This is a genomic window from Mycobacterium sp. C31M (genome assembly GCF_053345865.1).
In genome coordinates, this window is sequence record NZ_JBKFAX010000006.1 from 130,023 (window position 1) to 154,723 (window position 24,701).

Annotated in this window: 29 protein-coding genes, 1 pseudogene and 1 riboswitch; of the genes and pseudogenes, 11 read left to right on the top strand and 19 right to left on the bottom strand. The window is 66.1% G+C overall.

What is annotated here, in order from left to right; all coding sequences use genetic code 11:
- Positions 1–88 precede the first annotated feature (88 nt).
- The 3 genes from ACLBYA_RS11410 to ACLBYA_RS11420 are packed head-to-tail and all read right to left on the bottom strand — an operon-like array spanning position 89 to position 1,729.
- A complete protein-coding gene (locus tag ACLBYA_RS11410) occupies positions 89–838 on the bottom strand; it encodes an SDR family oxidoreductase (protein WP_447709512.1) in 750 nt (249 codons plus the stop codon).
- 54 nt (positions 839–892) lie between these two features.
- Positions 893–1,264, bottom strand: a complete 372-nt coding sequence (locus tag ACLBYA_RS11415; protein ID WP_447709513.1) for a nuclear transport factor 2 family protein — start codon at positions 1,262–1,264, stop codon at positions 893–895.
- A gap of 36 nt (positions 1,265–1,300) precedes the next feature.
- On the bottom strand, positions 1,301–1,729 hold the full coding sequence (locus ACLBYA_RS11420; protein ID WP_447709657.1) for a MarR family winged helix-turn-helix transcriptional regulator: 429 nt from the start codon (positions 1,727–1,729) through the stop codon (positions 1,301–1,303).
- A gap of 184 nt (positions 1,730–1,913) precedes the next feature.
- Between ACLBYA_RS11420 and ACLBYA_RS11425 the strand changes: the two genes are divergently transcribed.
- A complete protein-coding gene (locus tag ACLBYA_RS11425) occupies positions 1,914–2,819 on the top strand; it encodes a metal-dependent hydrolase (RefSeq protein ID WP_447709514.1) in 906 nt (301 codons plus the stop codon).
- Positions 2,816–3,925 carry a PDR/VanB family oxidoreductase gene (locus tag ACLBYA_RS11430; RefSeq protein ID WP_447709515.1) on the top strand — a complete coding sequence of 370 codons (1,110 nt, stop codon included), beginning with the start codon at positions 2,816–2,818 and terminating at the stop codon, positions 3,923–3,925. Before ACLBYA_RS11425 ends, ACLBYA_RS11430 begins: the two co-directional genes overlap by 4 nt.
- Here the strand turns inward: ACLBYA_RS11430 and ACLBYA_RS11435 are convergent.
- From ACLBYA_RS11435 to ACLBYA_RS11465, 7 genes are all read right to left on the bottom strand, one after another.
- Positions 3,909–4,718 carry a gamma-glutamyl-gamma-aminobutyrate hydrolase family protein gene (locus tag ACLBYA_RS11435; RefSeq protein WP_447709516.1) on the bottom strand — a complete coding sequence of 270 codons (810 nt, stop codon included), beginning with the start codon at positions 4,716–4,718 and terminating at the stop codon, positions 3,909–3,911. The two genes, ACLBYA_RS11430 and ACLBYA_RS11435, sit on opposite strands and share 17 nt — an antisense overlap.
- Positions 4,715–5,422, bottom strand: coding sequence for a gamma-glutamyl-gamma-aminobutyrate hydrolase family protein (locus ACLBYA_RS11440; RefSeq protein ID WP_447709517.1), 708 nt, complete (start codon positions 5,420–5,422; stop codon positions 4,715–4,717). The genes ACLBYA_RS11435 and ACLBYA_RS11440 overlap by 4 nt, the downstream gene beginning before the upstream one ends.
- On the bottom strand, positions 5,419–6,120 hold the full coding sequence (locus ACLBYA_RS11445; protein WP_447709518.1) for an ABC transporter substrate-binding protein: 702 nt from the start codon (positions 6,118–6,120) through the stop codon (positions 5,419–5,421). The genes ACLBYA_RS11440 and ACLBYA_RS11445 overlap by 4 nt, the downstream gene beginning before the upstream one ends.
- Complete coding sequence (locus tag ACLBYA_RS11450) at positions 6,117–7,502, bottom strand: glutamine synthetase family protein (RefSeq protein WP_447709519.1); 1,386 nt, start codon at positions 7,500–7,502, stop codon at positions 6,117–6,119. The genes ACLBYA_RS11445 and ACLBYA_RS11450 overlap by 4 nt, the downstream gene beginning before the upstream one ends.
- A gap of 13 nt (positions 7,503–7,515) precedes the next feature.
- Positions 7,516–8,733 carry a cytochrome P450 gene (locus tag ACLBYA_RS11455; RefSeq protein ID WP_447709520.1) on the bottom strand — a complete coding sequence of 406 codons (1,218 nt, stop codon included), beginning with the start codon at positions 8,731–8,733 and terminating at the stop codon, positions 7,516–7,518.
- Between the two features lie 112 nt (positions 8,734–8,845).
- A complete protein-coding gene (locus ACLBYA_RS11460; protein WP_447709521.1) occupies positions 8,846–9,535 on the bottom strand; it encodes a cache domain-containing protein in 690 nt (229 codons plus the stop codon).
- Complete coding sequence (locus ACLBYA_RS11465) at positions 9,532–10,251, bottom strand: FadR/GntR family transcriptional regulator (protein ID WP_447709522.1); 720 nt, start codon at positions 10,249–10,251, stop codon at positions 9,532–9,534. Before ACLBYA_RS11465 ends, ACLBYA_RS11460 begins: the two co-directional genes overlap by 4 nt.
- Before the next feature lie 151 nt (positions 10,252–10,402).
- Here ACLBYA_RS11465 and ACLBYA_RS11470 point away from each other — a divergent pair, with 151 nt between their 5' ends.
- Positions 10,403–11,875 (top strand): APC family permease, encoded by a 1,473-nt coding sequence (locus ACLBYA_RS11470; RefSeq protein WP_447709523.1) that lies wholly within the window; start codon positions 10,403–10,405, stop codon positions 11,873–11,875.
- Positions 11,876–11,946: 71 nt separating this feature from the next.
- On the opposite strand, the gene ACLBYA_RS11475 is transcribed toward ACLBYA_RS11470, so the two are convergent.
- Positions 11,947–12,207, bottom strand: coding sequence for a hypothetical protein (locus ACLBYA_RS11475; RefSeq protein ID WP_447709524.1), 261 nt, complete (start codon positions 12,205–12,207; stop codon positions 11,947–11,949).
- Positions 12,208–12,969: 762 nt separating this feature from the next.
- Between ACLBYA_RS11475 and ACLBYA_RS11480 the strand changes: the two genes are divergently transcribed.
- A complete protein-coding gene (locus ACLBYA_RS11480; protein WP_447709525.1) occupies positions 12,970–13,602 on the top strand; it encodes a TetR/AcrR family transcriptional regulator in 633 nt (210 codons plus the stop codon).
- A 111-nt stretch (positions 13,603–13,713) separates the two neighbouring features.
- On the opposite strand, the gene ACLBYA_RS11485 is transcribed toward ACLBYA_RS11480, so the two are convergent.
- The gene (locus ACLBYA_RS11485) at positions 13,714–14,112 is read right to left on the bottom strand and encodes a TetR/AcrR family transcriptional regulator (RefSeq protein ID WP_447709526.1); all 399 of its coding nucleotides are present in this window, start codon (positions 14,110–14,112) and stop codon (positions 13,714–13,716) included.
- 273 nt (positions 14,113–14,385) lie between these two features.
- Here ACLBYA_RS11485 and ACLBYA_RS11490 point away from each other — a divergent pair, with 273 nt between their 5' ends.
- Both ACLBYA_RS11490 and ACLBYA_RS11495 read left to right on the top strand, forming a co-directional pair.
- Positions 14,386–14,655 (top strand): hypothetical protein, encoded by a 270-nt coding sequence (locus ACLBYA_RS11490; RefSeq protein ID WP_447709527.1) that lies wholly within the window; start codon positions 14,386–14,388, stop codon positions 14,653–14,655.
- 215 nt (positions 14,656–14,870) lie between these two features.
- A complete protein-coding gene (locus ACLBYA_RS11495; protein ID WP_447709528.1) occupies positions 14,871–15,947 on the top strand; it encodes a fatty acid desaturase family protein in 1,077 nt (358 codons plus the stop codon).
- On the opposite strand, the gene ACLBYA_RS11500 is transcribed toward ACLBYA_RS11495, so the two are convergent.
- On the bottom strand, positions 15,944–16,435 hold the full coding sequence (locus tag ACLBYA_RS11500; RefSeq protein WP_447709529.1) for a hypothetical protein: 492 nt from the start codon (positions 16,433–16,435) through the stop codon (positions 15,944–15,946). The genes ACLBYA_RS11495 and ACLBYA_RS11500 overlap by 4 nt on opposite strands.
- Positions 16,436–16,469: 34 nt before the next feature.
- Positions 16,470–16,576, bottom strand: a riboswitch (SAM riboswitch).
- Positions 16,577–16,705: 129 nt separating this feature from the next.
- Here ACLBYA_RS11500 and ACLBYA_RS11505 point away from each other — a divergent pair.
- Both ACLBYA_RS11505 and ACLBYA_RS11510 read left to right on the top strand, forming a co-directional pair.
- Positions 16,706–17,674 carry a metallophosphoesterase gene (locus ACLBYA_RS11505; protein ID WP_447709530.1) on the top strand — a complete coding sequence of 323 codons (969 nt, stop codon included), beginning with the start codon at positions 16,706–16,708 and terminating at the stop codon, positions 17,672–17,674.
- A 128-nt stretch (positions 17,675–17,802) separates the two neighbouring features.
- Positions 17,803–18,966: a hypothetical protein gene (locus ACLBYA_RS11510; RefSeq protein ID WP_447709531.1), complete on the top strand. Its 1,164-nt coding sequence runs from the start codon at positions 17,803–17,805 to the stop codon at positions 18,964–18,966.
- 32 nt (positions 18,967–18,998) lie between these two features.
- Here the strand turns inward: ACLBYA_RS11510 and ACLBYA_RS11515 are convergent, their stop codons facing one another.
- The 4 genes from ACLBYA_RS11515 to ACLBYA_RS11530 are packed head-to-tail and all read right to left on the bottom strand — an operon-like array spanning position 18,999 to position 21,584.
- Positions 18,999–19,970: an ERCC4 domain-containing protein gene (locus ACLBYA_RS11515; protein ID WP_447709532.1), complete on the bottom strand. Its 972-nt coding sequence runs from the start codon at positions 19,968–19,970 to the stop codon at positions 18,999–19,001.
- 49 nt (positions 19,971–20,019) lie between these two features.
- Positions 20,020–20,364: a type II toxin-antitoxin system PemK/MazF family toxin gene (locus tag ACLBYA_RS11520; protein WP_447709533.1), complete on the bottom strand. Its 345-nt coding sequence runs from the start codon at positions 20,362–20,364 to the stop codon at positions 20,020–20,022.
- Positions 20,351–20,581 (bottom strand): antitoxin, encoded by a 231-nt coding sequence (locus ACLBYA_RS11525; RefSeq protein ID WP_447709534.1) that lies wholly within the window; start codon positions 20,579–20,581, stop codon positions 20,351–20,353. Before ACLBYA_RS11525 ends, ACLBYA_RS11520 begins: the two co-directional genes overlap by 14 nt.
- Before the next feature lie 58 nt (positions 20,582–20,639).
- Complete coding sequence (locus ACLBYA_RS11530; protein WP_447709535.1) at positions 20,640–21,584, bottom strand: SIR2 family NAD-dependent protein deacylase; 945 nt, start codon at positions 21,582–21,584, stop codon at positions 20,640–20,642.
- A gap of 85 nt (positions 21,585–21,669) precedes the next feature.
- Between ACLBYA_RS11530 and ACLBYA_RS11535 the strand changes: the two genes are divergently transcribed.
- Positions 21,670–21,960, top strand: a complete 291-nt coding sequence (locus ACLBYA_RS11535) for a hypothetical protein (RefSeq protein ID WP_447709536.1) — start codon at positions 21,670–21,672, stop codon at positions 21,958–21,960.
- Positions 21,961–22,302: 342 nt separating this feature from the next.
- Here the strand turns inward: ACLBYA_RS11535 and ACLBYA_RS11540 are convergent.
- Positions 22,303–22,574, bottom strand: a pseudogene (locus ACLBYA_RS11540) (integrase core domain-containing protein); the annotation flags it as partial.
- 140 nt (positions 22,575–22,714) lie between these two features.
- Here ACLBYA_RS11540 and ACLBYA_RS11545 point away from each other — a divergent pair.
- Both ACLBYA_RS11545 and ACLBYA_RS11550 read left to right on the top strand, forming a co-directional pair.
- Positions 22,715–23,167 (top strand): DUF3320 domain-containing protein, encoded by a 453-nt coding sequence (locus ACLBYA_RS11545; protein ID WP_447709537.1) that lies wholly within the window; start codon positions 22,715–22,717, stop codon positions 23,165–23,167.
- Entirely contained in the window at positions 23,164–23,526 is a 363-nt protein-coding gene (locus ACLBYA_RS11550) for a hypothetical protein (RefSeq protein ID WP_447709538.1), read from the top strand. The genes ACLBYA_RS11545 and ACLBYA_RS11550 overlap by 4 nt, the downstream gene beginning before the upstream one ends.
- Before the next feature lie 730 nt (positions 23,527–24,256).
- On the opposite strand, the gene ACLBYA_RS11555 is transcribed toward ACLBYA_RS11550, so the two are convergent.
- Complete coding sequence (locus ACLBYA_RS11555; protein WP_447709539.1) at positions 24,257–24,586, bottom strand: hypothetical protein; 330 nt, start codon at positions 24,584–24,586, stop codon at positions 24,257–24,259.
- Positions 24,587–24,701: the final 115 nt, after the last annotated feature.

Sequence of the window (24,701 nt, forward strand, 5' to 3'; positions counted from 1 at the left end):
ATCTCCTCATTGCCGGTTCGGCTCTGAGACTGTCGTCTCGCGCGGGGCCCGACCAGAGTAGTGGCCTACGCGATGTTGGTGGGGGCGCTCAGACCTGCAGTTGGCCTCCGTCGACGGGGAGTTCGGCGCCGGTCATATAGCTGCTCTGGTCCGAGGCCAGGAACAGCACGGCCGCGGCGATCTCGTCGACGTGCCCGAGCCGTTTCATCGGCACACTGGCGGCCAGTTCGGCGAGCAGGGCCTGGCGCTCGTGTTCGCTGGTGGCCAGTTCGGTCAGCCCGGGGGTCTCGACCGGGCCCGGTACCACGGTGTTGACCCGGACCTTGCGGTCGGCCAGTTCGGCGGCCCAGGTGCGGGCCAGCGACCGGATGGCGGCCTTGGACGCGGCGTACAGGCCGAATGCCGGGGTGCCCTCGGAGGCGGCGGACGAGCCGGTCAGGACGACCGAGGCGCCGTCGTTGAGCAGCGGCAGCGTCTTCTGCACGGTGAACACCGTGCCGGCCACGTTGCGGTCGAAGTTGTCGCGGTAGTGCTTCTCGGTGACATCGGCCAGGTTGGCGAAGTCCCCACCGCCGGCGTTGGCGAACACGATGTCCAGTCCGCTTCCGCGCGTGGCGATCTCACCGGCGAGCGCGTCCAGATCGTCGATGCTGCTGATATCGGCGCGGACCGCACGGCCCCGCTCGCCCAGGGCGGTGGCGATCTCGTCGAGGCGCTTGCGGTCGCGTCCGGTGACGATGACGTAGGCGCCTTCCTCGGCGAAGCGCTTCGCCGTGGCCAGGCCGATCCCGGAGGTACCGCCGGTCACCAGTGCGGTCTTGCCGTCGAGCTGTCCCATGATGTGTCCCTTCGTGTCAGGTGTACGGCCACCAGAACGAAGGTGACATATCACCTATTCCGAGGGAGGCCCGGTCAATACCGTCCACAGGTCGGTGATCCGGTCCTCGCTGATCAGGGCGACGTCAAAACCCGTCATGACCGCCAGATCGTCCTCGTCGCGGCGCACCTCCCAGGCCAGGAAACCAAAACCGCGGGTCTGGCGCACCGGGCCGGCCGCGGCAAAATGCATGCCCGCGAGCCCGGCCTGCAGATGCTCTGCCTTGGTGTTCAGGTCGGTATGCCCGGTGACCACGCCCTCGTCGTCGGTCCAGCGGATCCCGTCGGCGTAGGTGGTGGCGATCGCCTCGGCGCGCCGATGCGGGTCGCGCTCGTTGAATACGGCGAGCAGGTTCGCCTCCATCAGGGTGGTGACGATATCGCTCATGATGACCCTCTCAGATGGGTGATAGATCACTCAATCCTAATTCGGTGCAGGCGGCAGCGAGCTGTTCAGATTGAGATTGACGTGAATGTGTTCCATCGCGGTGGTGAACGGGGCCAGCAGGTTGTCCGGCAGCGCGTCGAAGAACAGCCGACGCACCAGGTCGACATGGGCGGGCGCGGCCTCCTCGATGGCCCGGCGCCCGGCGACGGTGAGCACCACATTGGTCGTGCGACCGTCCTCGGTCCCGGATTCGCGCCGGGTCAGCCCGCGTTGTTCCATGCGTCGTAGCTGGTGGGATACCCGGCTGCGCTCCCAGCCGATCTGGGCGGCCAGGTCACCGACCCGCATCCCGGTGTCGTCACGGGCGGACAGCGCCACCAGCACGTCATAGTCGGACAGCGAGAGCCCCGAGTCGGCCTGCAGCTGGCGGTTCATCTCATAGTTCATCCGCAGCTGGACCCGCATGTAGGCGAGCCAGCCACGCTGCTGTTCCGGTGTCAGCCACACGCTCTTCTCGGTGCGTGATGTGTCCCGCTTCTTTGCCACGCAGGTGAGTATGCCGGTCCGGTACGGCTGACTGGTGGGACGTAGCGCGCAGTGTTTTGCTCACGGCTGTTTCGGCAACCGGGCTTTCGGGCATGCTGGTGTGATGCCTGAAGACCGCGCGACGTTGGGTGCGGCCGACGTGTTCGCCCCCGACGAGATCGCCCTGCGCCCCCGCGACGTCCATTTCGACTGGTCAGACGCGCCGCTGCACTGGATTCCCGGCGATCCGTACGCCTCGCATTCGGCGACGGCACTCAACCTGCTGCTGCCCACCGCAGAGCGATGGTTCAGCGACTTGCTCAGTGATGCCCTGGAATATGTGCGCGACGATCACCTGCGCGAGGAGATCATCGGGTTCATCGGGCAGGAGGCGGTGCACGCCAAAACCCACGACGACGTGCTGGTCGAATACCTGCACCGGCACGGTATCGACCCGGCGCCGTTCCTGCGCCAGCTCGAATGGGTGGTGGCGCAGTACCAGAACCGGTTGGCTCGGGCGAGTGCCACCGACCGGCGCAAGGCCCTCGCCTCGGGCACGCATGCGCTCAGCGCCGCCGAACACTTCACCGGAGTCCTCGGCTCCTGGGCGCTGAACAACAACTGGGACGAACTCAACGTCGATCCCACCCTGGCCGACCTCTACCGGTGGCACGGCGCCGAGGAGGTCGAGCACCGACACGTCTCCTACAACGTCGCCAAATACTTCGGCATGGACTACTTCGCCCAGGCCGCGGCCGGCTTGATGGTCAGCGTGGTGCTACCGGTGGTGTTGCTGCGCGGACTCAAATACATCGTGCGCGCCGACCCGGCACTGCCGAACCTCGGCTACCTGCGCATCATCGGGAAGCTTCGCAAGTCGGCCCGCTCCGGCGCCGTGCCCGGCCTCGGATTCTGGGTACGCGCCCCGCTGGCACTGCTCAAGCGTGACTACAACCCTGCCGACGAGGGGAGCACCGCGCAAGCGGTCGCCTACCTGGCCAGCTCCCCGGCCGCGCGGGCCTTTTCATGAGCCGGTTGTCCCGGCTGCTACGACCCTACGAAGGGGACCCACCGCCCGGTCTGTACCGGCGCACACCGGATCGGCTGATCCGGATCGCGGGCACCGCGTTACCGCATTTCCTGTCGGTGGTGATGCGCCTGGGCGGTGACGCCGAACTGCCCGAGCTGCCGCGGGTGAGCAATCGGCGGACGCTGCGGATCATCGACCGCGAGATCGTCGCGCGCGATCCTGACGTGGTAGCACTGACCTTGTCCGACGGGTCGGAGTTGCCGCGCTGGAATCCGGGCGCGCACGTCGACGTGTACCTGCCCTCGGGCCGGGCCCGACAGTACTCGCTGTGCGGTGATCCATCCCGGCGGGACGAGTACCGAATCGCGGTGCGGCACAGTGTAGAAGGTCTGGGTGGATCCCGCGAGATACATGGCATGCGGGTCAGTCGGAGCATCGAGGTCAGCGATCCACGTAACGGGTTCCTGATGCCGCTGCCCGGTTCAGGCTCGCGCACCACCGGCATCCGGTTCATCGCCGGTGGCATCGGCATCACCCCGATCGTGGCAATGGTCCGCCTCGCCGAGCAGGTTGGGGTGCCGTGGACGCTGCGCTACACCGGGCGTCATCGTGCCAGCATGGCGTTCCTGGCCGAGCTGGAGGCGCTCGGCCCGCGCGCCACTGTGCTCACCGATGACGGCGGATTGCCCACCGCCGCAGATCTTCTCGACGGGGTGGACGCCGACACCGCGGTCTTCGCCTGCGGGCCGCCACCGATGATGGAGATGATCGCGCGGGCGGTGCCGGCCGGTACCGAGCTGCACATCGAGCGGTTCTCTCCGCTGCCGGTGGTCGACGGTGCACCGTTCGAGCTGCAACTCGGTGACGGACAGATCGTTGCGGTCTCGGCGGATCAGAGTACCTTGGCGGCGCTACGTGAGGTGCGACCCGATATCAGTTACTCGTGTCAGCAAGGCTTTTGCGCTACCTGCGTGCAGCGGGTGGTGGCCGGGGATGTGGAGCACCGCGACGTGCGACTGACCGACCGGCAACGCGCGGACGGGGACATGCTGGTGTGTGTGTCGCGGGCCCGTTTCCCGGGGGAGCGGATCACGCTCGATCTGTAGCCGCGGCCAGCGTGCTGGTGCGGACCTGTTCGGCCGCATCGACGAACGCCCCGAACAGTGCCAGCCGGTCGGCGGCAGGACCGTCATCGTCCTCGGGATGCCACTGCACACCCAGGTAGTAGCGGGTCGGGTCCTCGATGCCCTCGGTGATGCCGTCCAGCGCGCGCGCCGCGACCACCAGCCCGCTGCCCAGCTTGTCGACGGCCTGATGGTGCCCGGACCGTCCGGTCACCCGGTCGGTGCCCAGGATGCTCGACAACCGGGTGCCCGGAGTGATGTCGATGGGCTCGTCGACGAACTCGGGTTCCCCTGGGGCGCCGTGGTGTAGGGCGTAGTCCTCGATATCGCCGATGATGGTGCCGCCGCGGGCGACGTTGAGCAGCTGTGAGCCGCGGCAGATCCCGAAGATGGGCCGTGCGGCGGCCTGCGCGGCGGCGGTGGCGGCGAACGCGTCCCGGTCGGCGCGGCCGTCCACACCATAGGATTTCGGGTGCCGCGTGGGCACGCCGTAGCAGGCGTTGTCGATATCGCCACCGCCGAGCAGCAGCAGTCCGTCGAAATACGCTGCCGCCGAGGGACTGTCGAGTGGCTCGGTGGTGTCCAGCAGCTCGAAGCTCGCGCCCAGTTCCACCAGTGTGGTCAACGCGACCTTGGTGAACCGCCGGATCAGGGCGCTGTCGGCTGCGGACATGTCGGGGAAGTTCAGCGAAGCCAGCACGCAGACGTGGGCGCGCGGCGCCTCCGGCATCGGCAGGTCGGGCAGGACGTCCTCGCGGAGCACCCGGGTGGTCATCGTGTTTCCCTTCGTTTGCGGGCCCGGTCCACCAGATCGGCGAACAGGGCGGCGTCGGTGGCGGAGTCGGCGTGCCGGTCTTCGGGATGCCATTGCACCGCGATGATGTCGGCGGTGTCATGTTCGACGGCCTCGACGACACCGTCGGCGGCGATCGCGGTGACGGTCAGTTCGGTGCCGAGCAGCCCGACCGCCTGGTGGTGGTAGGAGGACACCTCGATGTCCTGATCGCCGACGACGCTGTGCAGCCGAGAGCCTTCGGCGACGTGCACGGGGTGAATGCTGTTGTGGTGTATCGGATTGTCGAGGTGCTGGATCAGGGTGCCGCCGAGCGCGACGTTGAGTACCTGCATGCCGCGGCAGATGGCCAGCGTCGGGATGCCGGTGACGATCGCGGCCAGCGCGGCGCCGAGTTCCAGGTCGTCCTGGAAGGCCACGGTGTCGGTGGTCTCCGGGGCCGGCTCGGCGCCGTACCGGCCGGGTTCCATATCGGCACCGCCGGGCAGCAGCATCCCGTCGAAACTGTGCAGCCGCTGCGGCATCTCGGCCAGCGGGTCGGCGGCCGGCCCGTGCAGGACTACCGGCTCACCGCCGGCCGCCCACACCGCCTCGCAGATCGCCTCGGCGGCCAGGGTCGCCGAGAAGCGCAGGATCGACACCTGCGCGGCCCGACGGCCGATGACCGCCACCAGCGGACGCGTCATGCCCCGAACGGGTAGTCCAGGGTCGGCAGGTGCTGCGTCCACACCTGCTGCAGTCGGCCGGATTCGATGAGTCGGCCGAGAGCACCGTCGATCTCGGCCAACGTGTCGGGCCGGTCCTTGGACACGGCGATACCCCACTTGTTGGCGGTCTGCACCGTGAACGCCAGCTCGTAGTCGGGGTGGGTGGCGCCCAGCGGGACGAACACCACATCGTCGTCGACCACGGCATCGACATCCTTGGCCAGCAACGCGGCGAGCATATCGGCGTAGACATCCTCGGAGCCGGCGCCGAACGCGACCGGCTCGGCGCCGGTGAAGGTCTGGGCCAGTGTCATATTGGTGCTGTTCTCGATGGCGGCGACCTTGCGGCCGACCAGATCCTCGGGGGCGTGGATATCGTCGCCGCGGCGGATCAGCACCCCCTCGTGGAAGATGGCGTAGGGCCGGGTGAAGTCGACCTGGGCTTGGCGTTCGGCGGTGATGCCCTGCCCGCACAGCACGGCGTCGGCGTCACCGCGCTGCACCGCCGGGATCATGTCCACCCACGGCACCCGCACCCACTCGATGTCGCGACCAAGTTCGGCGCCGAGTGCCTCGGCGACGCCGGGTTCGTAACCCTGGCGGCCGTTTTCGGGGGTCCACAGGCTGAACAGCGGCGGGGCCTCGGCGTCGAGGCAGGCCAGTCTCAACACGCTCACGGGCAATCATTCCAATACATTTCGCGCTCCCAATCGGTGACGTATCCACAGAATCGCGCCCATTCATCGGTGTGGTAGTCGATGAGCAGCTCGGACAGCTTGGGTCCGAAGGTTTCGGTGATGACGGTGTCCTTGGCGAAGGCGGTGATGGCGTCGCCCAGGGTCAGCGGCAACGCCGGGAACCGCGGGTCGGCCGGGGTGTCATAGGACGAGCCCTGGCACGGCGTACCCGGGTCGGTGGCGTTCTTCATGCCGTCCTCGCACGCCGCCAGCAGGATGGCGTGCGACAGATACGGGTTGACCGCGGCGTCGGGCAGCTTGTACTCCAGGCGGCCGTTGGCCGACAACCGGACCGTGCAGGTCTTGTTGTCCAGGCCCCAGTTGATCCGAGACGGCGCGAATTGACCGGCGTCCCAGTACCGTTTGTAGGAATTGACGGTCGATCCGTTGACCAGCATGGCGCCCGCGGAATGCGACAGCAGGCCGCCGAGGGCATGCTTGCCGACCTCGGACAGGTGCAGTTCGGTGACACCGGGATCGACGAGGACGTTGACGTCGTCGCGCCAGAAGCTGAAGTTGTGGTGGCAGCCGTTGCCCATCATCCCGGTGGCCGGTTTGGGCATGAAGCTGGCCTGGATTCCGAGTTCGCGGGCGACCTGTTTGCAGATCTGTCGGTAGGTGGTCAGCCGGTCGGCGGTCAGGTTGGCGTGGTCGTACATGAAGTTCAGTTCGACCTGGAACTCGTCCTCGTAATCGCCCTCGATCATGTCCAGGCCGAGTGCCTGCGCGTATTCGATGACCTTCTTGACGATCGGGCGGTTCCGCTCCAGGTGCTCGATGTGATACGCCGGGCTGGAGCCGGGTCGGAACTGCGCTTGCAGATCCTCACCCTGCCAGGTCATCTCGGGTTCGCAGCCGGTGCGCATCACCAGCCCGGTGCGGTCGGTGAACCCGTCGTGTACGCGGCGCAGCAGGCTCCGGGAATCACACGCCAATTCGATGCCGGCGTCGACGGCCAGGTGGTCGGGTTCGTACAGTCGGCAGAACACGCGGGCGAAGCTGGTGTCCCAGGGCAGCACCGCGAACGTCTCCAGGTCCGGGATCGCGGTGTACTCGGGGGCGTTGACCCCGCCGGCCAGCAGGGTGCCCTCTCGGGTGCCCTGCAGGTTGGCGATGGCGGTCTGGTGCTGTTGCACCCCCTTGACGGCCAGGCGCTGGAAGTGTTTGGCAGGGGCCACCTTTCCGACCACCCGGCCGGTGATGGTGACGGCCTGGAAATAGACGAATTCCACACCGCGTTCGGTGATGGTCTCCAGCGCCGCGGCGAGATGGGGGCTGGAGGCGTTGGTCTGCCGATGCGCGTCGAGCGGGGTGGTGGTCATCGGATCTCCTTGGTCAGGGGGCTGGGGTGAAGCCGATGGGCAGGCGGATGGGTCCGGTGTTGCCGGAATCGGGCAGCCAGCTGGCGCCGGGCAGTTCGTGTGGGTCGACCATGCGCCGGGCCAGCAGCGGCAGCGCCTCGCTCATGTCGGCGCGGGCGACGAAGTGGCCCAGGCAGTAGTGCAGACCACCACCGAATCCGAAGTGCGGCTTGCGTTCCGCGGTGATGTCGACGCCGGGGGTGTAGACGCGAGGGTCGGTGCCTGCCGCTTCGGCGTACAGGTGCACGGTGGTGCCGGCCCGCAGTTCCAGGCCCTCGAACTCGAAGTCCTCGATGACCTCGCGGGTGACCCAGCGGGTGGTGGGGTTCAGCCGCATCACTTCTTCGACTGCCTTGCCACCGAGGTCGGGGCGTTGCCCGAGCAGGCGCCACTGTTCGGGGTTGGCCAGGAAGGTCTGCATGGCCAGGCCGAGCTGATTGCGGGTGGTGTCGAACGCGGCGAAGATCAGCATGGTCAGGCCGTCGCGCAGTTCGGTGTCGGACAGCCGGCCGTCCTCCGGGTCGGCGGCATTGACGAACGCGGTGACGAAGTCCTCGCGCGGGTGGGCGCGGCGGTCGGCGATCTGGGCGTCGCAGTAGTCATACAGCCGGGCCAGCGCGGCCTCGATCTCGGGCAGGTCGTCCTGCAGGGTCACGGCCATCGCCAAACCCAGTGTGGTGGACTCCTTGGCCAGGATGCGCCAGTCCTCCTCGGGGGTGCCGAGCATGATCGCGGTGACCCGCGCCGAGTAGGGCTCGGAGAACTCGGTCATGAACTCGCAGCGGTCCGGCTCGGCGAAGCCGTCGACGAGTTCGCCTGCCAGCGACTGGAATCGCGGAACCTGTCCGACGATGAGCTTCTGGGTGAAGGCCGGGGTCATCAGCTTGCGCAGCCGACGGTGCTCCTCGCCCTCCTTGTTGAGCAGCCAGCTGGCCCACCACCGCGCGAACGGGCCTTCGGTGACACCGTTGTGGGCGGGCCACATGATGCTGCCCTGGCGCATCTGCCGGCTCTTGAGCAGCTTGTTCATCTCGTGGTAGCGCAGCACGGCGATGCCGTACGGGGTGGTGGCGTACCAGCTGCGTTCGCGGGCCTCGTGCACTTCGGTGCTGGTGAGGGAAAAGGACGGATCGCTCACGTCAAAATGCGGAGGGTCGAAATGGGGGACCTGGTCGGTCGGGACGGGCGGCATCGGGGTCACCTCCGGGGGCGCTCGGCGATGTGGGCAATAAAGACTCTAGAACTAGATTGTTATCGCCGATGCGTTATCGGTTAAAACCGCGTAACTCCGTCATCCGGTGCGTTCAGCGGGCGATCGCCAGGGCCCAGCCCAGGCCCAGCGGCAGGTCGGCGACCTGTGCGAAGGTGTCATCGGTGGCCGGGACCGCTTTGAGCCGGGAACCGACCAGCCAGCGTGGGGTGTTGGCAGCGATGACGCGGCGTTCGCTGTTGACCACGACGGCATCACTATCGGTGTGCCGCAACACCTCGATGAGCCGGCGTTCGATATCGCCGACCACCAGGTCCGCGCCCGCGACGCCGAGGAAGGTGCCGTCGGCGATCACCGGGATGGTCGCGGTGATGGTGTACATGTCCGATCCGCTGTAGTCGACGTACGGTCCGTAGGCGACGCGCAGCTGCCCGCGCTGGGCCAGCTGATACCAGTCCATCTGCAGGTAGTCGTAGACGTCGATGCTGTTCGGGTCGAAGTTCAGGCGCAGCCGGGCGACCCGTTCGCTGTGTCGCTGCCACCAGGCCATATAGCGTTCGCGGCCGTCGACCACGAACGGTGCGGCGACAAATCCCATGCCCCAGACGCCGTGTTCTTCGGCGAGCAGATCGGCCAGCAGGCGTTGCAGCCCGGAGAAGTGCGCCTCGGTGAGGGCGGCCCGCGGTGGGCGGCTGCGCAGCACCTCCTGCGCAACCCGGCCGAGCAGGTCGTAGACGGGCTCGACGGCGCGCGAGGCCTCGGCGGCCAGTTCCTGGGCGGTCATGAGTCGCTCAGATCCAGGTTGGCCTTGGTCAGCCGCGCCAGTTGGGCCATCACATGATCCTCGGCCAGTTGGCGTGCCTGCGTGGGGTTTTCGGAGGCGACGGCGGCGGCGATGGCGTGCTGCTGCTCGACGTGGGTGGCCAGGTCGACGGGCGGGCCGACGGGCAGCCAGACCAGTCCGGCGACCTCGGCCTGCAGGTTGGCCTCGCGCCGGGCGAGCCGGGCCGACTGGGAGGCGACGGCGACCTGGATGTGGAAGCGGCTGTCGGCGCGGATCCGGTCGCCCAGGGTGGCCGCGGCGCCGAGCTGATCGGTGAGTGCGAACAGTCGCCGAACCGCGTAGGGGGCGGCGCGTTCGGCGGCCAGCTTGGCGGCCTGCCCGGCGATGGCGGTGTGCTCGTCGAACAGATCACGCAGGTCAGAGGCGCTCATGGCGGCCAGCTTCGCGGTGAGCTGCGCGATCGGCGGGCCGTCGGGGCGTTTGACGAAGGAGCCGCCGCTGCGTCCGCGCCGTGTCTGCACCAGACCCTGTTCGCGCAGGGTGGCCAGGGCGTCGCGGACGGTCATCGGGGCGACGCCGAACTGGGCGGCCAGGTCGACCTCGACGGGTAGGCGCTCGCCGTCGTCGAGCAGGCCCAGCTGGATGGCCTCGGAGATGCGCTGCACGATCTCGTCGGCGCGACCGACCGGGGCTTCGGGAGCAACCAAGGGGGACAACGACGAAACCACTGTTCGTGCCTCCCTACCCGTTGGCCTGACGTCGCAATGTACCGGATCGGAGACGAATTCTGCCGTTTCGGAGACGGCTTAAACAATAGGAATGTAGTTTTTCGCTCACTTGGATACTTGCCCAAAGGAGAGCAGGCCAGTGACGACTACTTCGCGCGATCTCGGTGGCACGGATGATGCCGCCCATCTGGACGCCCTCGGCTACAAATCGGAGTTCAAGCGGGATATGAGCCCGTGGGCCAACTTCAGCCTCGGCTTCACCTATCTGTCGCCGGTTGTCGGCGTCTACACGCTGTTCGCGTTCGCGTTGGCCACCGGTGGGCCGCCGATGATCTGGAGCTTCCTGATCGTCGGTGTCGGCCAGTTGTTGGTGGCGCTGATCTTCAGTGAGATCGTGGCCCAGTTCCCGGTCGCCGGCGGGGTGTACCCGTGGGCGCGGCGATTGTGGGGCCGACGATATGCCTGGATGACCGGCTGGGTGTATCTGGTGGCGCTGCTGGTGACCATCGCGTCGGTCACCTACGGCGGTGGGCCGTTTGTCGCGGCGACGTTCGGGTTCGAGCCGACTGTCGGCAACACGATCCTGTTCGCGTTGTGTCTGTTGGCGCTGGCGACGGCGATCAACTTCATGGGTACCAAAGTCCTTGCCAAGGCCGCGATCCTCGGGTTCACCGCCGAGATCATCGGCGCGCTGGTGGTGGGCGGCTGGCTGCTGATCGCGCACCGCGAACACAACCTCGGGGTGCTGTTCGACAGCTTCGGCACCGGTGGCGACGGCAACTACATGTGGGCGTTCGCGGCCGCCGCGCTGATCGGTGTTTACCAGTACTACGGGTTCGAGGCGTGCGGTGATGTCGCCGAAGAGGTGCCCGACCCGGGCCGGCTGATCCCGAAGGCGATGCGCCGCACCATCTACATCGGCGGTGCCGCAGCCACTTTCGTGTGTCTGGCGCTGGTGCTGGCGGTGGCCGATATCCCGGCGGTGATCGCCGGTGAGGATGTCGACCCGGTCAGCACGGTGCTCACCGAGGCGTTCGGGCCGTTCGGCTCGAAGGTGATCCTGGTGATCGTGCTCATCTCGTTCCTGTCCTGTGCGATGAGCCTGCAGGCCGCGGCGAGCCGGCTGGCCTACTCGTACGGCCGAGACGGAATGATCATGGGCTCGGCGCTTTTGAGCAAGTTCTCGCCGACGCGGCACGTGCCGCCGTACGCGCTGGTGCTGGCCGCGGTGGTGCCGGCCGTGATCGTGATCGGATCGATGTTTTCCACCGATGCCATTACCAAGATCATCAGCTTCGCGGCGCTGGGCATCTACATCGCGTTCCAGATGGTGGTGCTGGCGGCGCTGCGGGCCCGGTTGAAGGGCTGGGTGCCGTCCGGCAAGTACACACTCGGTAAGTGGGGTCTGCCGGTGAACATCGCGGCGCTGGTGTACGGGGTGATCGCCATGGTGAACATGGCGTGGCCGCGAACCCCGGATGCCGCCTGGTATGACAACTGGATCGTCGCGCTGTCGGCGGTGGTGGTGATCGGAATCGGGCTGGTGTACATGGCCGTTCACCCGTTGCACGATCGGAGCACCGCGCCGTACAGCGACGCGATTCCTAAGTGACGCGCTTGCGCCTCTGAAAAGCGACTAAGCCGCTGCCCGGCTATGAGCGACAATCGAGCGACAGTTCTCGGCTATTGCCTCGCGGCGGCCAACAAGAGCAGCAGACGGGTCCGTGCCTCACCGTCATCGGGATCGTCGTAGAGGTTGTCGCACGCGTTTTTTACCATCGCGCGCCAGCTCAGTTCAGGGACCACGCCACCAATCGTGTCTGCTGAAGCCCCCGATGCCGCACCGAGCAGTCGGTGTAGTCTCGCGAACGCATTTTCGTCACGGGGGTCGTGATAAAGCTCGTCGCAGGCCGCCTGAATCTGCTGGCGCAGCATCGATTCCATGTATTCCCCCCAAATTCCCACCGACTCACCTGCTGGTCGGTCGACGATCACTCCGGGGTGACGAACCCGGGTTGAGGAACTGTCCGAGACGGGGTCGAGGCAATACGTGCATATTGTATTACACCATACTCATATTGATTTGCCGAACGCCTGTACGGGTCGCCGTGCGGGGGTGCCTTGCCGCCGTGTTGGCCGATAGCGTGAGTGTGCGCCGGGGGTGTCGAGCGCTCGGGCCGGATCGCGCATCCGACTATCAAATCGTGTGCCGAACAAGGTGTTCCAGATTTTTTCGCATGCTGCCGTGGTGTGTGCCGGGTGTATGGGGTGTTGGAAAGGGTGAGAGTTTCAGCGCTTCGCGGCAGCCACCAAGAGCAGTAGTACGTTGCCGGCGTCTGTGTTGTCGGGATCGTCATAGAGCTGATTGGCTGCCACCCGGACCAGTCGGCGCCAACTGTGTTGTGAAACAACGCCGGCGACCGTGTCCGGGTCTCCCTCGGTGGGGGCGCCCAGGAGTCGGCTGAGTCTGCTGAAGGCGCCTGAGTCGTTGGGATCCCGGTACAGGGCGTCACAGGCAGATTGAATCTGCTGTTGCAGCGACCCCCTCACGATGTCATTCCCGACGCTCGGCGCGTCAGGTGGAAACCCGTCGCGGTCGAGCCGCCCCCGCAGCCGCAAACCATATTTGCATATTGCATTACCCTACGCTGATATGGCAAACCCGGCCACTTGTATGGTTATGCGGTATTCCGGTACTGTCGGGCCGTGGCAGCCTCTGTCTTTTTGCGTCAACCCGCTCCGGTGGAGCCCACCACGCGGGAGCGGATTGTCGGTTCTGCTCTCAAATCTTTTGCCCGTCAGGGTGTTTCGAGTACTCCGCTCCGAGCCGTTGCAGATGAAGCCGGTGTCAGTATCGGGCTGGTGCAGCACTATTTCGGTAACAAGGCCGGCCTGACCGCCGCAGTCGACGAATACGTCCTGCAGGTTTTCAGCGAGGTGCTGGAGTCGGCACCGCTACCGGAACCGCCGGAGGATCATGGGGTGGAGCTCCGCGGCCGGTTCGCGCGACTGTTCCACAAATACCCCGAAGTCACCGACTACGTCGCGCATGCGTTGTGTCAGGGAGATGAGATCGGCACCGTCATCTTCGACGGGCTGCTTCGCATCAGCGTCGAGCAGGGAGAAAAGTACTCCGAACATGGGCTGGTGCGGCCCGACCTCGACCTTCTCTGGGGGACCATCAACCCGTTGATTCTGCGGGTCGGGGCGATGATGCTGCGCAACCACATCGAGCGGCACATCCCCGAACCGTTTTACTCGCCGAGCCAATTGCAGCGCTGGGATGCGGCGGTGACATCACTGATCCGCGAGGGGCAATTCGTTCCGGAGGCTCCCTAGTTCCAGTAGGACGGTCGGTCGCGTTCGAGGGGTATGCGCATCGACCCGGTCGCGATCCGCGAGGTTCCCAGGGGGAGGGCCTCGCGGGTCGCACCGAAAACCATTGCTGTGTCAGGTATCCGGGGTGAGCGCTGCCGCCAGCATTTTCGCGATCAGGGTAATCATCGCGTCGCGATCCGATCCGGGCGGACGCTGCAGCGCGATACGCAGGCAGGCGCTCGAGGTGACGCCCATCGTCACGAACACCAGATCCTGTAGCTGAGCGGGGTCGAGGTCCGGTCGGGCGCGGCCGGGGATGGCGCTGCCCAGCGGCAGCAGGCTGCGTTCGATCTCGTCCATCGCGGTGTGATTCAGGTACGCGGGGATGTCGAAAGATGAGGAGGTCAGCGCCGCCTGCAGGATCGGGGCGTGCATTTCGTAGGCGGTGGTCAGGGTATCGACCACCACGCGGGCGGCCTCAGGGATGGCGCGATCCATCGCGGCACTGACCCCTGTCCGGAACATCTCCATGCCCGCCCCCGCGGGGCAACGAGGCGAACGCCGCGACCACCGCGTCGGCGAGCGGGTCGGCGACGAACACAGACGCAGTTGTGCGAGTGAACCGCGCCGTGGGTGCAGAGTCACTGCGTGGGCCTGAAATTTGGGCCCCTTGTTGCCCGCCTTCGAGCGACAATCGAGCGACGTGTCGGTGGCGGATGCGATGCTGTGCGGCTACTTCGAGCCAAGGAGAATGTCATGAAGAAGTTCGTATTGATCGCGGCGCTGGTCGGGTAGGCGATCGCGATGAGCCCGCCGGCGTCGGCGGAGCCGTCGTGGACCATGCCCAACCTGATCGGGATGGACCTCCAGGGCGCCCAGGACGCCATCCAGTCCGTCAGCGGCGGCCAGGTGTGGTTCAGCAGCTCCACCGACCTGACCGGGCAGGGGCGCGCACAGCTCAGCGACCGCAACTGGCAGGTGTGCAGCTCGACGCCGGCGCCCGGCGCGACGTTCACCGCCGGCACGTCCATCGACTTCGGGGTGGTGCGGATCGACTCCGAGGAGTGCCCGTAGTCCCTGAGAGCTTCTCAGCGGCGGACCCGCACCGCCGTGCCACGGCGTTCCTGCTGGTGGCGGTCGGGTTCACCCGCGGCATCGGGGCTCGAATGCTCCGGTGTTCGCCGGGACACAGCGCGTCGATTACCCACCGTTCAGCCCGAGCCTCTACGCTGCGGTCTGATCTCGCGGTCGATTGCGCCGCTCCGACGCCGCACCACGAGGACCTCCGAATGGCGATTGCCGACGTGCCTGCCTACCTGCATCTGAGTAGGGAGGACGTCGAAGAGATCGCCTACGAACTCGACGTCATCCGCCAGGACATCGAGGACTCGCTCGGAGCCAAGGACGCCGCCTACATCCGGCGGGTGATCCACGTCCAGCGCGCCCTCGACGTCACGGCACGTTTGGTGATCGCCGGCACCCGGTCCCGGAAGGGCTGGCTGCTGGGGACCGCCGCGCTGGCCTATGCCAAGTCGCTGGAGAACATGGAGCTCGGCCACAACATCTCCCACGGTCAGTGGGACTGGATGAACGACCCCGAGATCCACTCCAACACCTGGGAGTGGGACATGGTCGGGTACTCCGCGCAGTGGCGGCACTCGCACAACTACCGGCATCACGTCTACAACAACGTGCTCGGCATGGACGACGATATCGGGTACCGGTGGCTGCGGGTCACCACCGATCAGCCGTGGCGTCGGGCGCATCTGCTCACCCCGCTGCGAAACCTGGTGCTGGCGGCGACCTTCGAGTGGGGCATCGCCGTGCACGGCATCCGCGCCGAGCAGAACAACGATGCCAGTCCGGAGGCGGTCGCCGAGCAGAAGCGCAAGCTGCGCAACAAGATCGCCCGCCAGATGGGCAAGGACTATCTGTTCTTCCCCGCCCTGAGCCTGCGCCGGTGGCGGCGCACCCTGGCGGCCAACTTCACCGCCAACATCATCCGCAACCTGTGGGTGTACGTGAACATCATCTGCGGGCACATCCCGGGCGGGGCCGAGACCTTCGATCCCGCCGTGGTCGAGGGCGAGACGCGCGGGGAGTGGTACCTGCGCCAGATGCTCGGCACCGCCAACTTCGAGGTCAACCGGCTCGGCGAGATCTCGGGTGGGCACCTGTGCTATCAGATCGAGCACCATCTGTTCCCGGACCTGCCGAGTAACCGGCTGCCCGAGGTCAGTGTCCGGGTGCGCCAACTCTGCGACAAGTACGACCTGCCTTACAACACGGGACCGCTTGCCCTGCAGCTGTTCCGGACGCAGCGGATCGTGCACGAGTTGGCAGTGCCGGACCGCTTTCGGGATTAAGAATCGGTCAGCCGCGCGAACGCCTCCTGCGAGGCGGTGACGCTCGGTGGCCAGGCCTGCTGCCACTCGCGCAGTGGTACGTCGGCGTCGGGGTCGAATCGCATTGCCAGCAGCCGGTATTCGTGCTCCCTCCACGCATTGAGGCGCCAATCGCCGCCGATCGCGTCGGCGACGGACTGCCGGTTCATCAGGCTGTGCCGGCCCAGCGGCAGCGGCCGACCGTGCTGATCGTTGACCGCACGGCAGTGCTCGCAGGCCAGCCAGGACCACCGTGAGGTGCCACCGGCGGTGCCGCGGAAGCAGACGATGCACAGGTCGTGCAGCCGCGATACGTCCACACCCCACCGGGCCGGAGTGTCCTCGTGTCGGCAGGACTGCCACAGGGTGTGGCTGATCGGCCCGCGCAGAGTGCCGCACGGGATGTGCACCGAGAGTTCGGTGATGCGTGCGCGTAGCGCTTCGTCGGGTTGGGTCGGAACGTCGGTCATCGTCACGCCGTCTCTGGCGGCGCCACGGTCGGACGCCCACCGCTTGCACTGTCGTGCCGGCTCTTCCCCTGGGGCACCGTGCGGTGGGCGCGGTTGCCGGGACGACGGGCCAGGTACCCGAACAGTCGTCCGCTCGTGAGCTGAGTCCAGGATACGGATCTGGTCCGACATGTCGGAGGCCCGCGATATCCTGAGATCAGATTCCAGACCTGCCCGCCGGCTTCTCCGGTGCGCGGCGGTCGGCATGCCGTCCCTACAGAGGAGGTAACCATGTCCGGTTATGACGTGATCGGCGATATCCACGGCTGCGCCGACGATCTCGAAGCCCTGCTGGCACAGATGGGCTACCGCGTGCGCGACGGTGCGTATCGGCATCCCGAGCGCACGGCGGTGTTCGTCGGCGACCTGATCGACCGTGGACCCGACCAGCTGCGTGTGCTGCAGATCGTCAAGGCGATGGTCGATGCGGGCAGCGCACGAATGGTGTTGGGAAATCACGAGTTCAACGCGTTGGCGTATGCCACCGAGTGGCCGGCCGAGTCGGGCAAGTATCTGCGCCCGCACGGCGATCCCGATCATCCGTGGTCGGCGAAGAACGAGAAGCAGCACGCCGAGTTCCTGCGGCAGGTGACCGGCGATGCGCGGGCCGAGTACCTGGCATGGTTCCGGACTCAGCCGCTGTGGCTGGACCTCGGTGACATCCGGGTGGTGCACGCCTGCTGGCATGAGCCCTCGATGGCGGTGCTGGGCGGTGACCGGATCGCCGACGATGAGCAGCTGGCGCGGATGTCGACCAAGGGCGACCCGGTGTACGAGGCGGTGGAGACGCTGCTCAAGGGCCCCGAGATCAGCCTGGTCGCGCATGGCCAGCCGCCGTATCTGGACAAGGACGGGCATTCCCGCGAGCGGGCCCGGCTGCGGTGGTGGAACGGGGCGGCGACGACGCTGGCCGACCTGGCCGAGATCAGCAGCACCTTCACCACCGCGGACGGGGCGCCGTATCCGGCCCTGCCGGCCGTCGAGGTGACGCAGTCGCACGTGTACGGCGATCCGGTGCCGGTGTTCTACGGCCACTACTGGCGGCAGGGTTCGCCGCGGCATCTGCACGACTGGACCGAGTACTCCGCGTGTGTGGACTTCAGTGCGGTCAAGGGCGGGGCGTTGACGGCGTACCGGTGGTCGGGGGAGCGGCGGATCGACCCCGCGCACTACGTGCAGGTTGGTAACAGCGCCGGCTGACGCATCCGGCATAGCGTTATCCAGTTCGGTATAGATCGTCCAGAAGTATACGAATCTATACACAGGCCCTTGTCAGTCGAGCCCGTTGAACTCCTCGGTTGTCGGGGCGCAGGCGTAGCTTCCGCCACATGAACGAAGGACGGAAGCGGCGGCAGGCCAAGCAGGCCCGGCGAGACACGCGACGGCGGGCGCAGCGCCCAGAACCGGTGGCCGACGTGGGCGAGCCCGCAGCGTTACCCACCTTGGTCGACATTTTGCGTATTGCGCTGGACGCGGAGCATCCACTCAACCTGCTCTACCTGGGTGGCATGATGATTGAGACGCTTCTCCCGCAAGAGTTTTCGTACCCCAAGGACGAAGAACGGATCGATCCGGAGTATGCAATCGATACCCTTGCAGGTCTCCCGATTCCCGAACACACGGCGCTCCTGGCGGTTCTTGCCGAGATCGCCGTGGGTGACCCGAATATCCAAGCGCGTTGCCGCGAGGCGCTCGCCGCGCGGTCCGATGCGCCGCCGCAGTGGATTATCGACCTACCGAAGTTGCAGCCATACCGCGCCGTCCGCGTACCCGAGGTACATGGCGACTGGAACCAGGTGCTGTTCGGTGTCCGCCTATCCGACGGTCACGAACTGACATGCAGCGTGGTGATCGATCACATGGGGCTGTCGACGGTGGATGAACTTGCAGTGGCCCCGACAGCGTTGGACGAGATTCTGGAGCGGCGTGACGGTTGCGGTGGCAATGTCGATGTGGTGGATATGAGCCTGGCTGATGCGCGGGCATGGATCGAGAAGGGGTTCGAGCGATACCTGCCTTTCGGCCGTGATGGGGAACCCGGAATTCGCCCGCTTGTGGAGTGGCTGACGTCGAGACTGCCCGAAGGTGGGGAGCACTTCCAGCGCGGCGAGCACGATTGGCGGGTTAGTGCCGAGGTGGTTGACGCGTTCTTCGCTTCGCCCGCCGGGACGCGATTCGACCGCGGCGAGTTCGGCGACGTGTTGGATGAATTGATCGAGACGGGTACCGGAGATCCGTTGCGCTGGAGTGCTCGTCGCATCAAGTACAGTTTGAGCGACGGCATCTTTGTCGGTTATGACCAGGAGCGCGAGCTGGAAGCACAGTTGCGGATTCCCGCCCTGCTGCGCGCCTTTGTTCCGGTTGCCCACTCGCGTAGTGGCATTGGTGATGATCTGACGGCGCAGACGCTCTCGGCGATCGACGACGTGCAGAAGAGCATCGAGGACCGGGTGCGAGGTAGTTTTCGGGAGTACTGGGATATCGCCGGATGACCGGTGCGGGTGAACGATCGGTAGGCAGCAGGTTAGGGGAGGCTCGGGTGGGCGTCGCGCCAGGCCTGCCACACCTCGGGTCGCAGTCGGCCGCGGTCGGGCACCGCGAGCCCGGCGGTGCGCGCCCAGAGTCGCACCTCGGCGGTGCTCGGCTCTGGTGTCGCGATGTCCACGCGAGCCTCCGAGATGCGTTGCAACGCGGCACTTTCGTCACTGGCCCAGGTGTGTGCCGCGGCCAGGAAGCGATAGGTCCATTCCTCGGCGAGTGGGCGGGTCTCACAAAACACGATCGGCACGGTCGGCCAGCGGACCTGAAGCTCGGCAAGTCCGTCGGCGATCACCGCAGGCCGTACCCGATCCAGCTTGAATACCTGGGAATAGCGATCCTCGACGACGACCGCCGCCCGCGGCAGCGCCGCCAGGTCGGCGACCTGGAACCGCAGCCGGCTATTGATCAGGCTGCTCACCAGATCGGCCAGTGATTTGCGCTCGACGCTGGCGATCAGCTGTCCGTCGAGCTCCACTCCGTAGTCGCCGCAAGGCAACCCGCGTGTCTCGGTGCTCACCTGCTGGCCGGTGAACCGGTAGGCGTAGCGCTCGTGGGCGTCGACGACGATGCGCAGTTGCTCGATGCCCTGGGCGCGGGCGGTCGGGGTGCGCACATTGGGGCGGGCCTGCTTGCGGGTGCGCGGTGACTGCCAGAACACCATGTCACGGCCGCGGGCTTTGGTGAACACCACCTGCGAGCGGTTCTCGCGGGCCCGATCCAGGATGACGTCGATGGCGCCGCCGCGGCGCTGACAGGACCGCAGCGGAAGGCGCTCGACTATGTCCGCGTCGTCGGGCCATTCGGTGACGCTGACCGGGTGGCAGTACAGAGCCTTGACCCGCGGCCAGGTGTCCGAGGTGCGGAACAGCAGGTCGCCGCCGGGTTGCGGGATGCGCAGCAGGTAGCCCAGCTTGGAGTCCGCGGCCGGGTTGCGGGCGATCAGCAGGTCGGGCATGCGGTCAGTGTGCCTGGTGGGCGGACATGGCTGCTGCTCTGCACTCGGATCACAGATCCAGGTGGAGCCTGAGCGCATCGTCGAGAGCAGCAAGCTCGGCAGAGGAGCACCGTCCGACCCGCTTCAGTAGCCGTTGCACTGCAATGGATCTGATCTGCTCGGCCTGAGCCTTCGAGTCGATCTCCAGTCCGCTGGCGGCCGACAACAATGCCTGAAATGGATATAGCGTGCTTGTGTTGCTGGTGACCGGCACGACGGTGATGACCCCGCGACCCAACCGCACCGCAGTCGCGTTCGCGCGATCATTGCTGACGATCACCGCCGGCCTGCGTTTGTTCGCCTCGCTCCCGAGCGCCGGATCCAGGTCCACCTGCCATATCTCACCGCGTCGCATCGGCGGTGCCGTCGGCTGCGGTACTGCCCCAGGCTTCGTGCTCCTCAGCTGTCGTCCATTCGTGCCATGCCTGGGCGTAGTCGTCCTCTAGATCGGGGTAGCGCAGTAGCTGGACCGCTCGCTGTAGTCCCGCGGAGCGCGACGGGAGCTGCGCGTTCTTGACATAGGCGTCGAGAATCGCCACGTCGTCGTCGGACAAGCTGACGCTGAGCTTCATGCTGTGATGCTACCCGAGTATTACCGTGGTGGCCACGGCCCGGGAGATGAACGGCGACTCAGGGCGGTAGGTCGGCGCCGAGATCCGTCAGCAGTGATTCGACCCGCTCCCACGCACCGCACTTCCGGGCGGGATCACCGGGGTCGAGATTGGCCGGCGGAGCCAGCAGCTCGCGCAATCGCGTGGCTGCCGCATCGTCGGTGAAGAGGTCGTCGTAGTGGTCATCGAGAAGGTGGGCGTGCGAGCGCTGAACCGCGCGGGCTGCAGCCCAGGAGACGCGGTCGAGGAAGATCTCCAGCCGTCTTGCGGCGGTGCGCGTATCTGGTTCGGTGAGCATGGGCACCGTTCGGAAGCCTGACTGCTGTTTCACCGCATCCGGGTGCAGGGCCAGTACGGTGGCGAACTCGGCGTCGGCACCGGTGTCGGACAGTGCGCGGACCTGCCGGACCCGCTCACCCGCTGCGGTGAAGTCGTCGTCTTCGAGGCTGTAGCCGACGAACATCAGATGACTTGTCAGCATGAGTGTTTCGACGACGGAAAGCACCGAGCGATAGTCGGAATCCAGGCGCGCATAGTCGTCGGTGGTCAGCACGATGGTCGTCGGTTTGCCCGCATCGCCGTGCATCTTCAGCAGCCACGGCCGCGATTCTGTGGCCAGTTCCCGTGACAGGGTCCGGAAGCCGTCGGCGGTGAGTCTGCCTTCCAGCGCGGTTTCGTAGGCCAGGTCGTAATTCGTGGTGACGTTCTGTCGGACGCCAAGGCCGGACAGGAGCAGGTGGGTAGGAGAGACGTCGGAGACATGAGTCAGTACGGCGACTCGATCGTGAAGGTGGTCCGCGCCGAGCCTGTCGGCGATCCGTTGGACGATCGAGGGGGCATCGGCGGTAGAGTAGTCCTTCAGCTTCCCACCGTTGAGTTCGGTGAGTAGGCCTCCAGTCCGGAAGGCCCAGCGGCACGCTGACTCCTGACCCAAGGAAGAGCGACAGCTCGCGGTTGGAGGCACGCTGCCCGAGCTCGTCCGCGATATCCAGTTCTTCGGGAGTGAACTCGCCCCAATCCGTGTCCGAGCGCAGGTTCTGGACGGCGGCGTGGTCGCGTTCGTGGAACAGCACCAGGGCGACGTCGATATCGGCATCGCGCGCAACGGTTCGCAGCGCCGGCAGCAGCGCCTTGAGCAGAGCACCGCGCCGGTGCCGGAAGCCACCGGCGCCCGCGCCGACGATCGGCAAGGCCACGAGCGGCTTGATACGCCCCGCGGACGTACACAGACCGTTGGCGAAGTCCGAGATCGCCGCGACGACGCCGTCTGCCACCCACTGCGCATCGAGTTTCTGGTCGCTCGCCGTAGCCACCAACCGGACTCGAGTATCGTTGTGTGACGCAACGTCCGCCCACCGCGGGTTCTCGGGCTGCACCCTGAGGGTGTGGCCGTACAGCGACCTGTCGAACTGATCGAGGTCCAACAGCTCGCCCCACTGCTTGGTGACCACGTTCCAGTGGGTGTCGCACGGGACGAGGAGCGCGTCGCACACGAGTCGCTTCAGGTCGCCGCGTAGTACGAAGAGGTGTCCCGCCACGGCGCCATTATGTGTGGGCCCACGGCGAGTTTCCGTTGCGACACGGTGAGATCAGCCTCGGTCGGCGTGGCTCGATTGATCCACCCCGGTGTGTCGGGAGGCTTTGATTGTGCCCTGGGTTCGATGGTGTCGCCATACTTGGTTTCAGGCCACGGGTTGGGCGGATTGGTGTAGCAGTTCGAACTCTATCGGAGTGCGCATGCCGAGGGCGGAGTGGCGACGCTGGCGGTTGTAGAAGGCCACCCATTCGGCAGTAGCCAGGGACAGCTCAGTGGCGCCGGGGTAGAACGGTTGACGGTCGACGAGCTCGGTCTTGTAGCTGTTGTTCACCGATTCGGCCAGTGCATTGTCGAAACTGTCCCCAACGGTGCCGATTGACGGCACGATTCCCTCGGCGGCCAGGTGCTCGGTGAACGCAACGGCGGTGTATTGATCGGGCTCAACCGGTGGACGCAACACCCGAGGTCAGGAGGGTGCTGTGGGACGTCCGTCAGATTGGGTTCGCGAGGTTACCGGGCGTAGACCGTTGCGGTCGCCGGGCATCCCGGTCACCACCGTGGGTTGGAGCGCCGAGGGCCCGGTACACCGAGATCGATTGGCCAAACTGGTAGCCGGCGCTTTCGGGCTCGGCAGGGTGAGCGAGGGCCGTCTGCGGTCGATTCAGCAGGTCGTGCCCGCCGACTACCTGCGCGGTGACGACCGGGAGTTCTACTGGCACAACGGCATGGACCCTGCCACCTGGCGCACGGTCCGGACCTCGAAGCGAGGGGAGGGCCGCCCGCTCGGCGAGGTCAGCCTCGTGGAGATCGGCAATGCGACGCGGGTTGTCGCTGAGAAGACCGGCGGAAGCGGGGTCGATGATCTGAAGCGCGAGGCGCTGGCGTTGTTCGGCGGTATTCGCGTCACCAAGGACATCGGAGCGCGGCTGGATGAGGCGCTGGAACGAGCGCTCGCTGTGGGTATTCTGACGCAGCTGCCGTCGCGGATCGTGGTGGTCGGATCGGCATGAGCGCCGCCGAGTTCGACGACCACCTGTTCGCTCGGGTGACCGATGCTGCCGGCCCCGGCACTGCGATCCTCACGCTGTCGACCAAGAATCTCACCAGGATCAGCTCGGTGACGCGCAAAGGCGTGTTCGTCGAGACCGAGCGGTCGATGAAGCTCGGAACCGGACCGCAGCTGGTGCCGGCCTGGATGATCGCCACGGCGTGGGAGCGCCTGTGCGACAAGGGTGAGCTGAGCCAGCAGGAGCTGCTCAACGAGCTGAACGTCAAGCGGTCGGCGTTCGTGTGCGCGTTGTTGGCCAAGTTTTCGGAGGTGCAGATTCGGGCCACGAGGCCCACAGCGCTTGAGTTGGTTCAGAATTGACGTTCGCGGTCAACATCTTCTCTGGAGCGAGCAGCGCGGCGATTGGTGCGACTGAGACATCGTCGGCGAGCAGTAGTGCACCGCGAACATCCAGCCGGCCAGCCTGGCGGCGCGATTCGGCGGCCTCGACTTCGACTGCGTGCAGCCGGTAGATGGTGGCGCTCATCGACAAATTCTGTGCTGCGCGTCCAGGAGCGACGGCAACGCTTTGGCCGCTGCAAGGTTGGAGGAATGCAGAGGTGGACAGTACGGCGGCTGTCCGCGGCGACGCCCCGGGTCATGCGATGATGAAGGACATGAAATTGGGCTCCGTCCGTGGCAACGGCGGGCGCTCGACGACCTGGGACAACAGTCGAGGATCCGGCGCTGATGTGCGGTCGTGCTGATGAGGCTTGCCGCCTTGGACCAGTCGGAGCGTCGGATGTGCAGCCACGGATGCAAAAGGCAGGCTCGCCGAATGGTGACCTGCGAGAATTAACGTGAATTCATTGCAGTTGGAGGGCACGCATGTGGTTGACAGTTTTTAAGTGCGGTCTGGTGGCATTCATTGCGGTCGGCGTTGCGGTTCTGTTGATCGCTTACGTTCGGAGGAGCCCGAAAGTGAAATTTCGCGCTGAACCGGACCCGAACCTAGGATCGCTGTCGACCATCGGAGTTCCGCCCACTCCACTCCCGGAGTGGGCGTATTGGGCTGATGTTGACGATGACGACGCGAATCGCGGGTCGCCTCCTAGATAGGGCATGCGTGGTCGAGTGCAACCAAGCTTTCCTGAAATTCCTGACCAATTCGGGAGTATTCACCTACAGATGCAGGAGGCGAGGGGTTCAGCGGAGACATCGCAGACGATTCGGCTCGATACCGCGGGATTAGGGCGGACGTCTGGCCGGCGAGGTCGGCCAGTTCGTCGGCTCGCTCCGCTAGCGCAGCATCGTCCTTGATTTGGTCAGCAAGTTGTTGAAGCCGCGATGACCACTCTTTGTAGTCATCGACGCTGGTATCGACCTGCTCTTGAGTTCGCTCACGAACGTCTTCGTTGAATTCGTTGTTGTAGTCGATCATCAGCCGCGCGGTTCCGCAATCTGAGGTTGGACGAGTTGACGTTTCGCACCCAACAACGGCCATAGCTATGACCGCGACTGAGCCGATCCCGGTGACCAGAAGCCACTTAGATCGT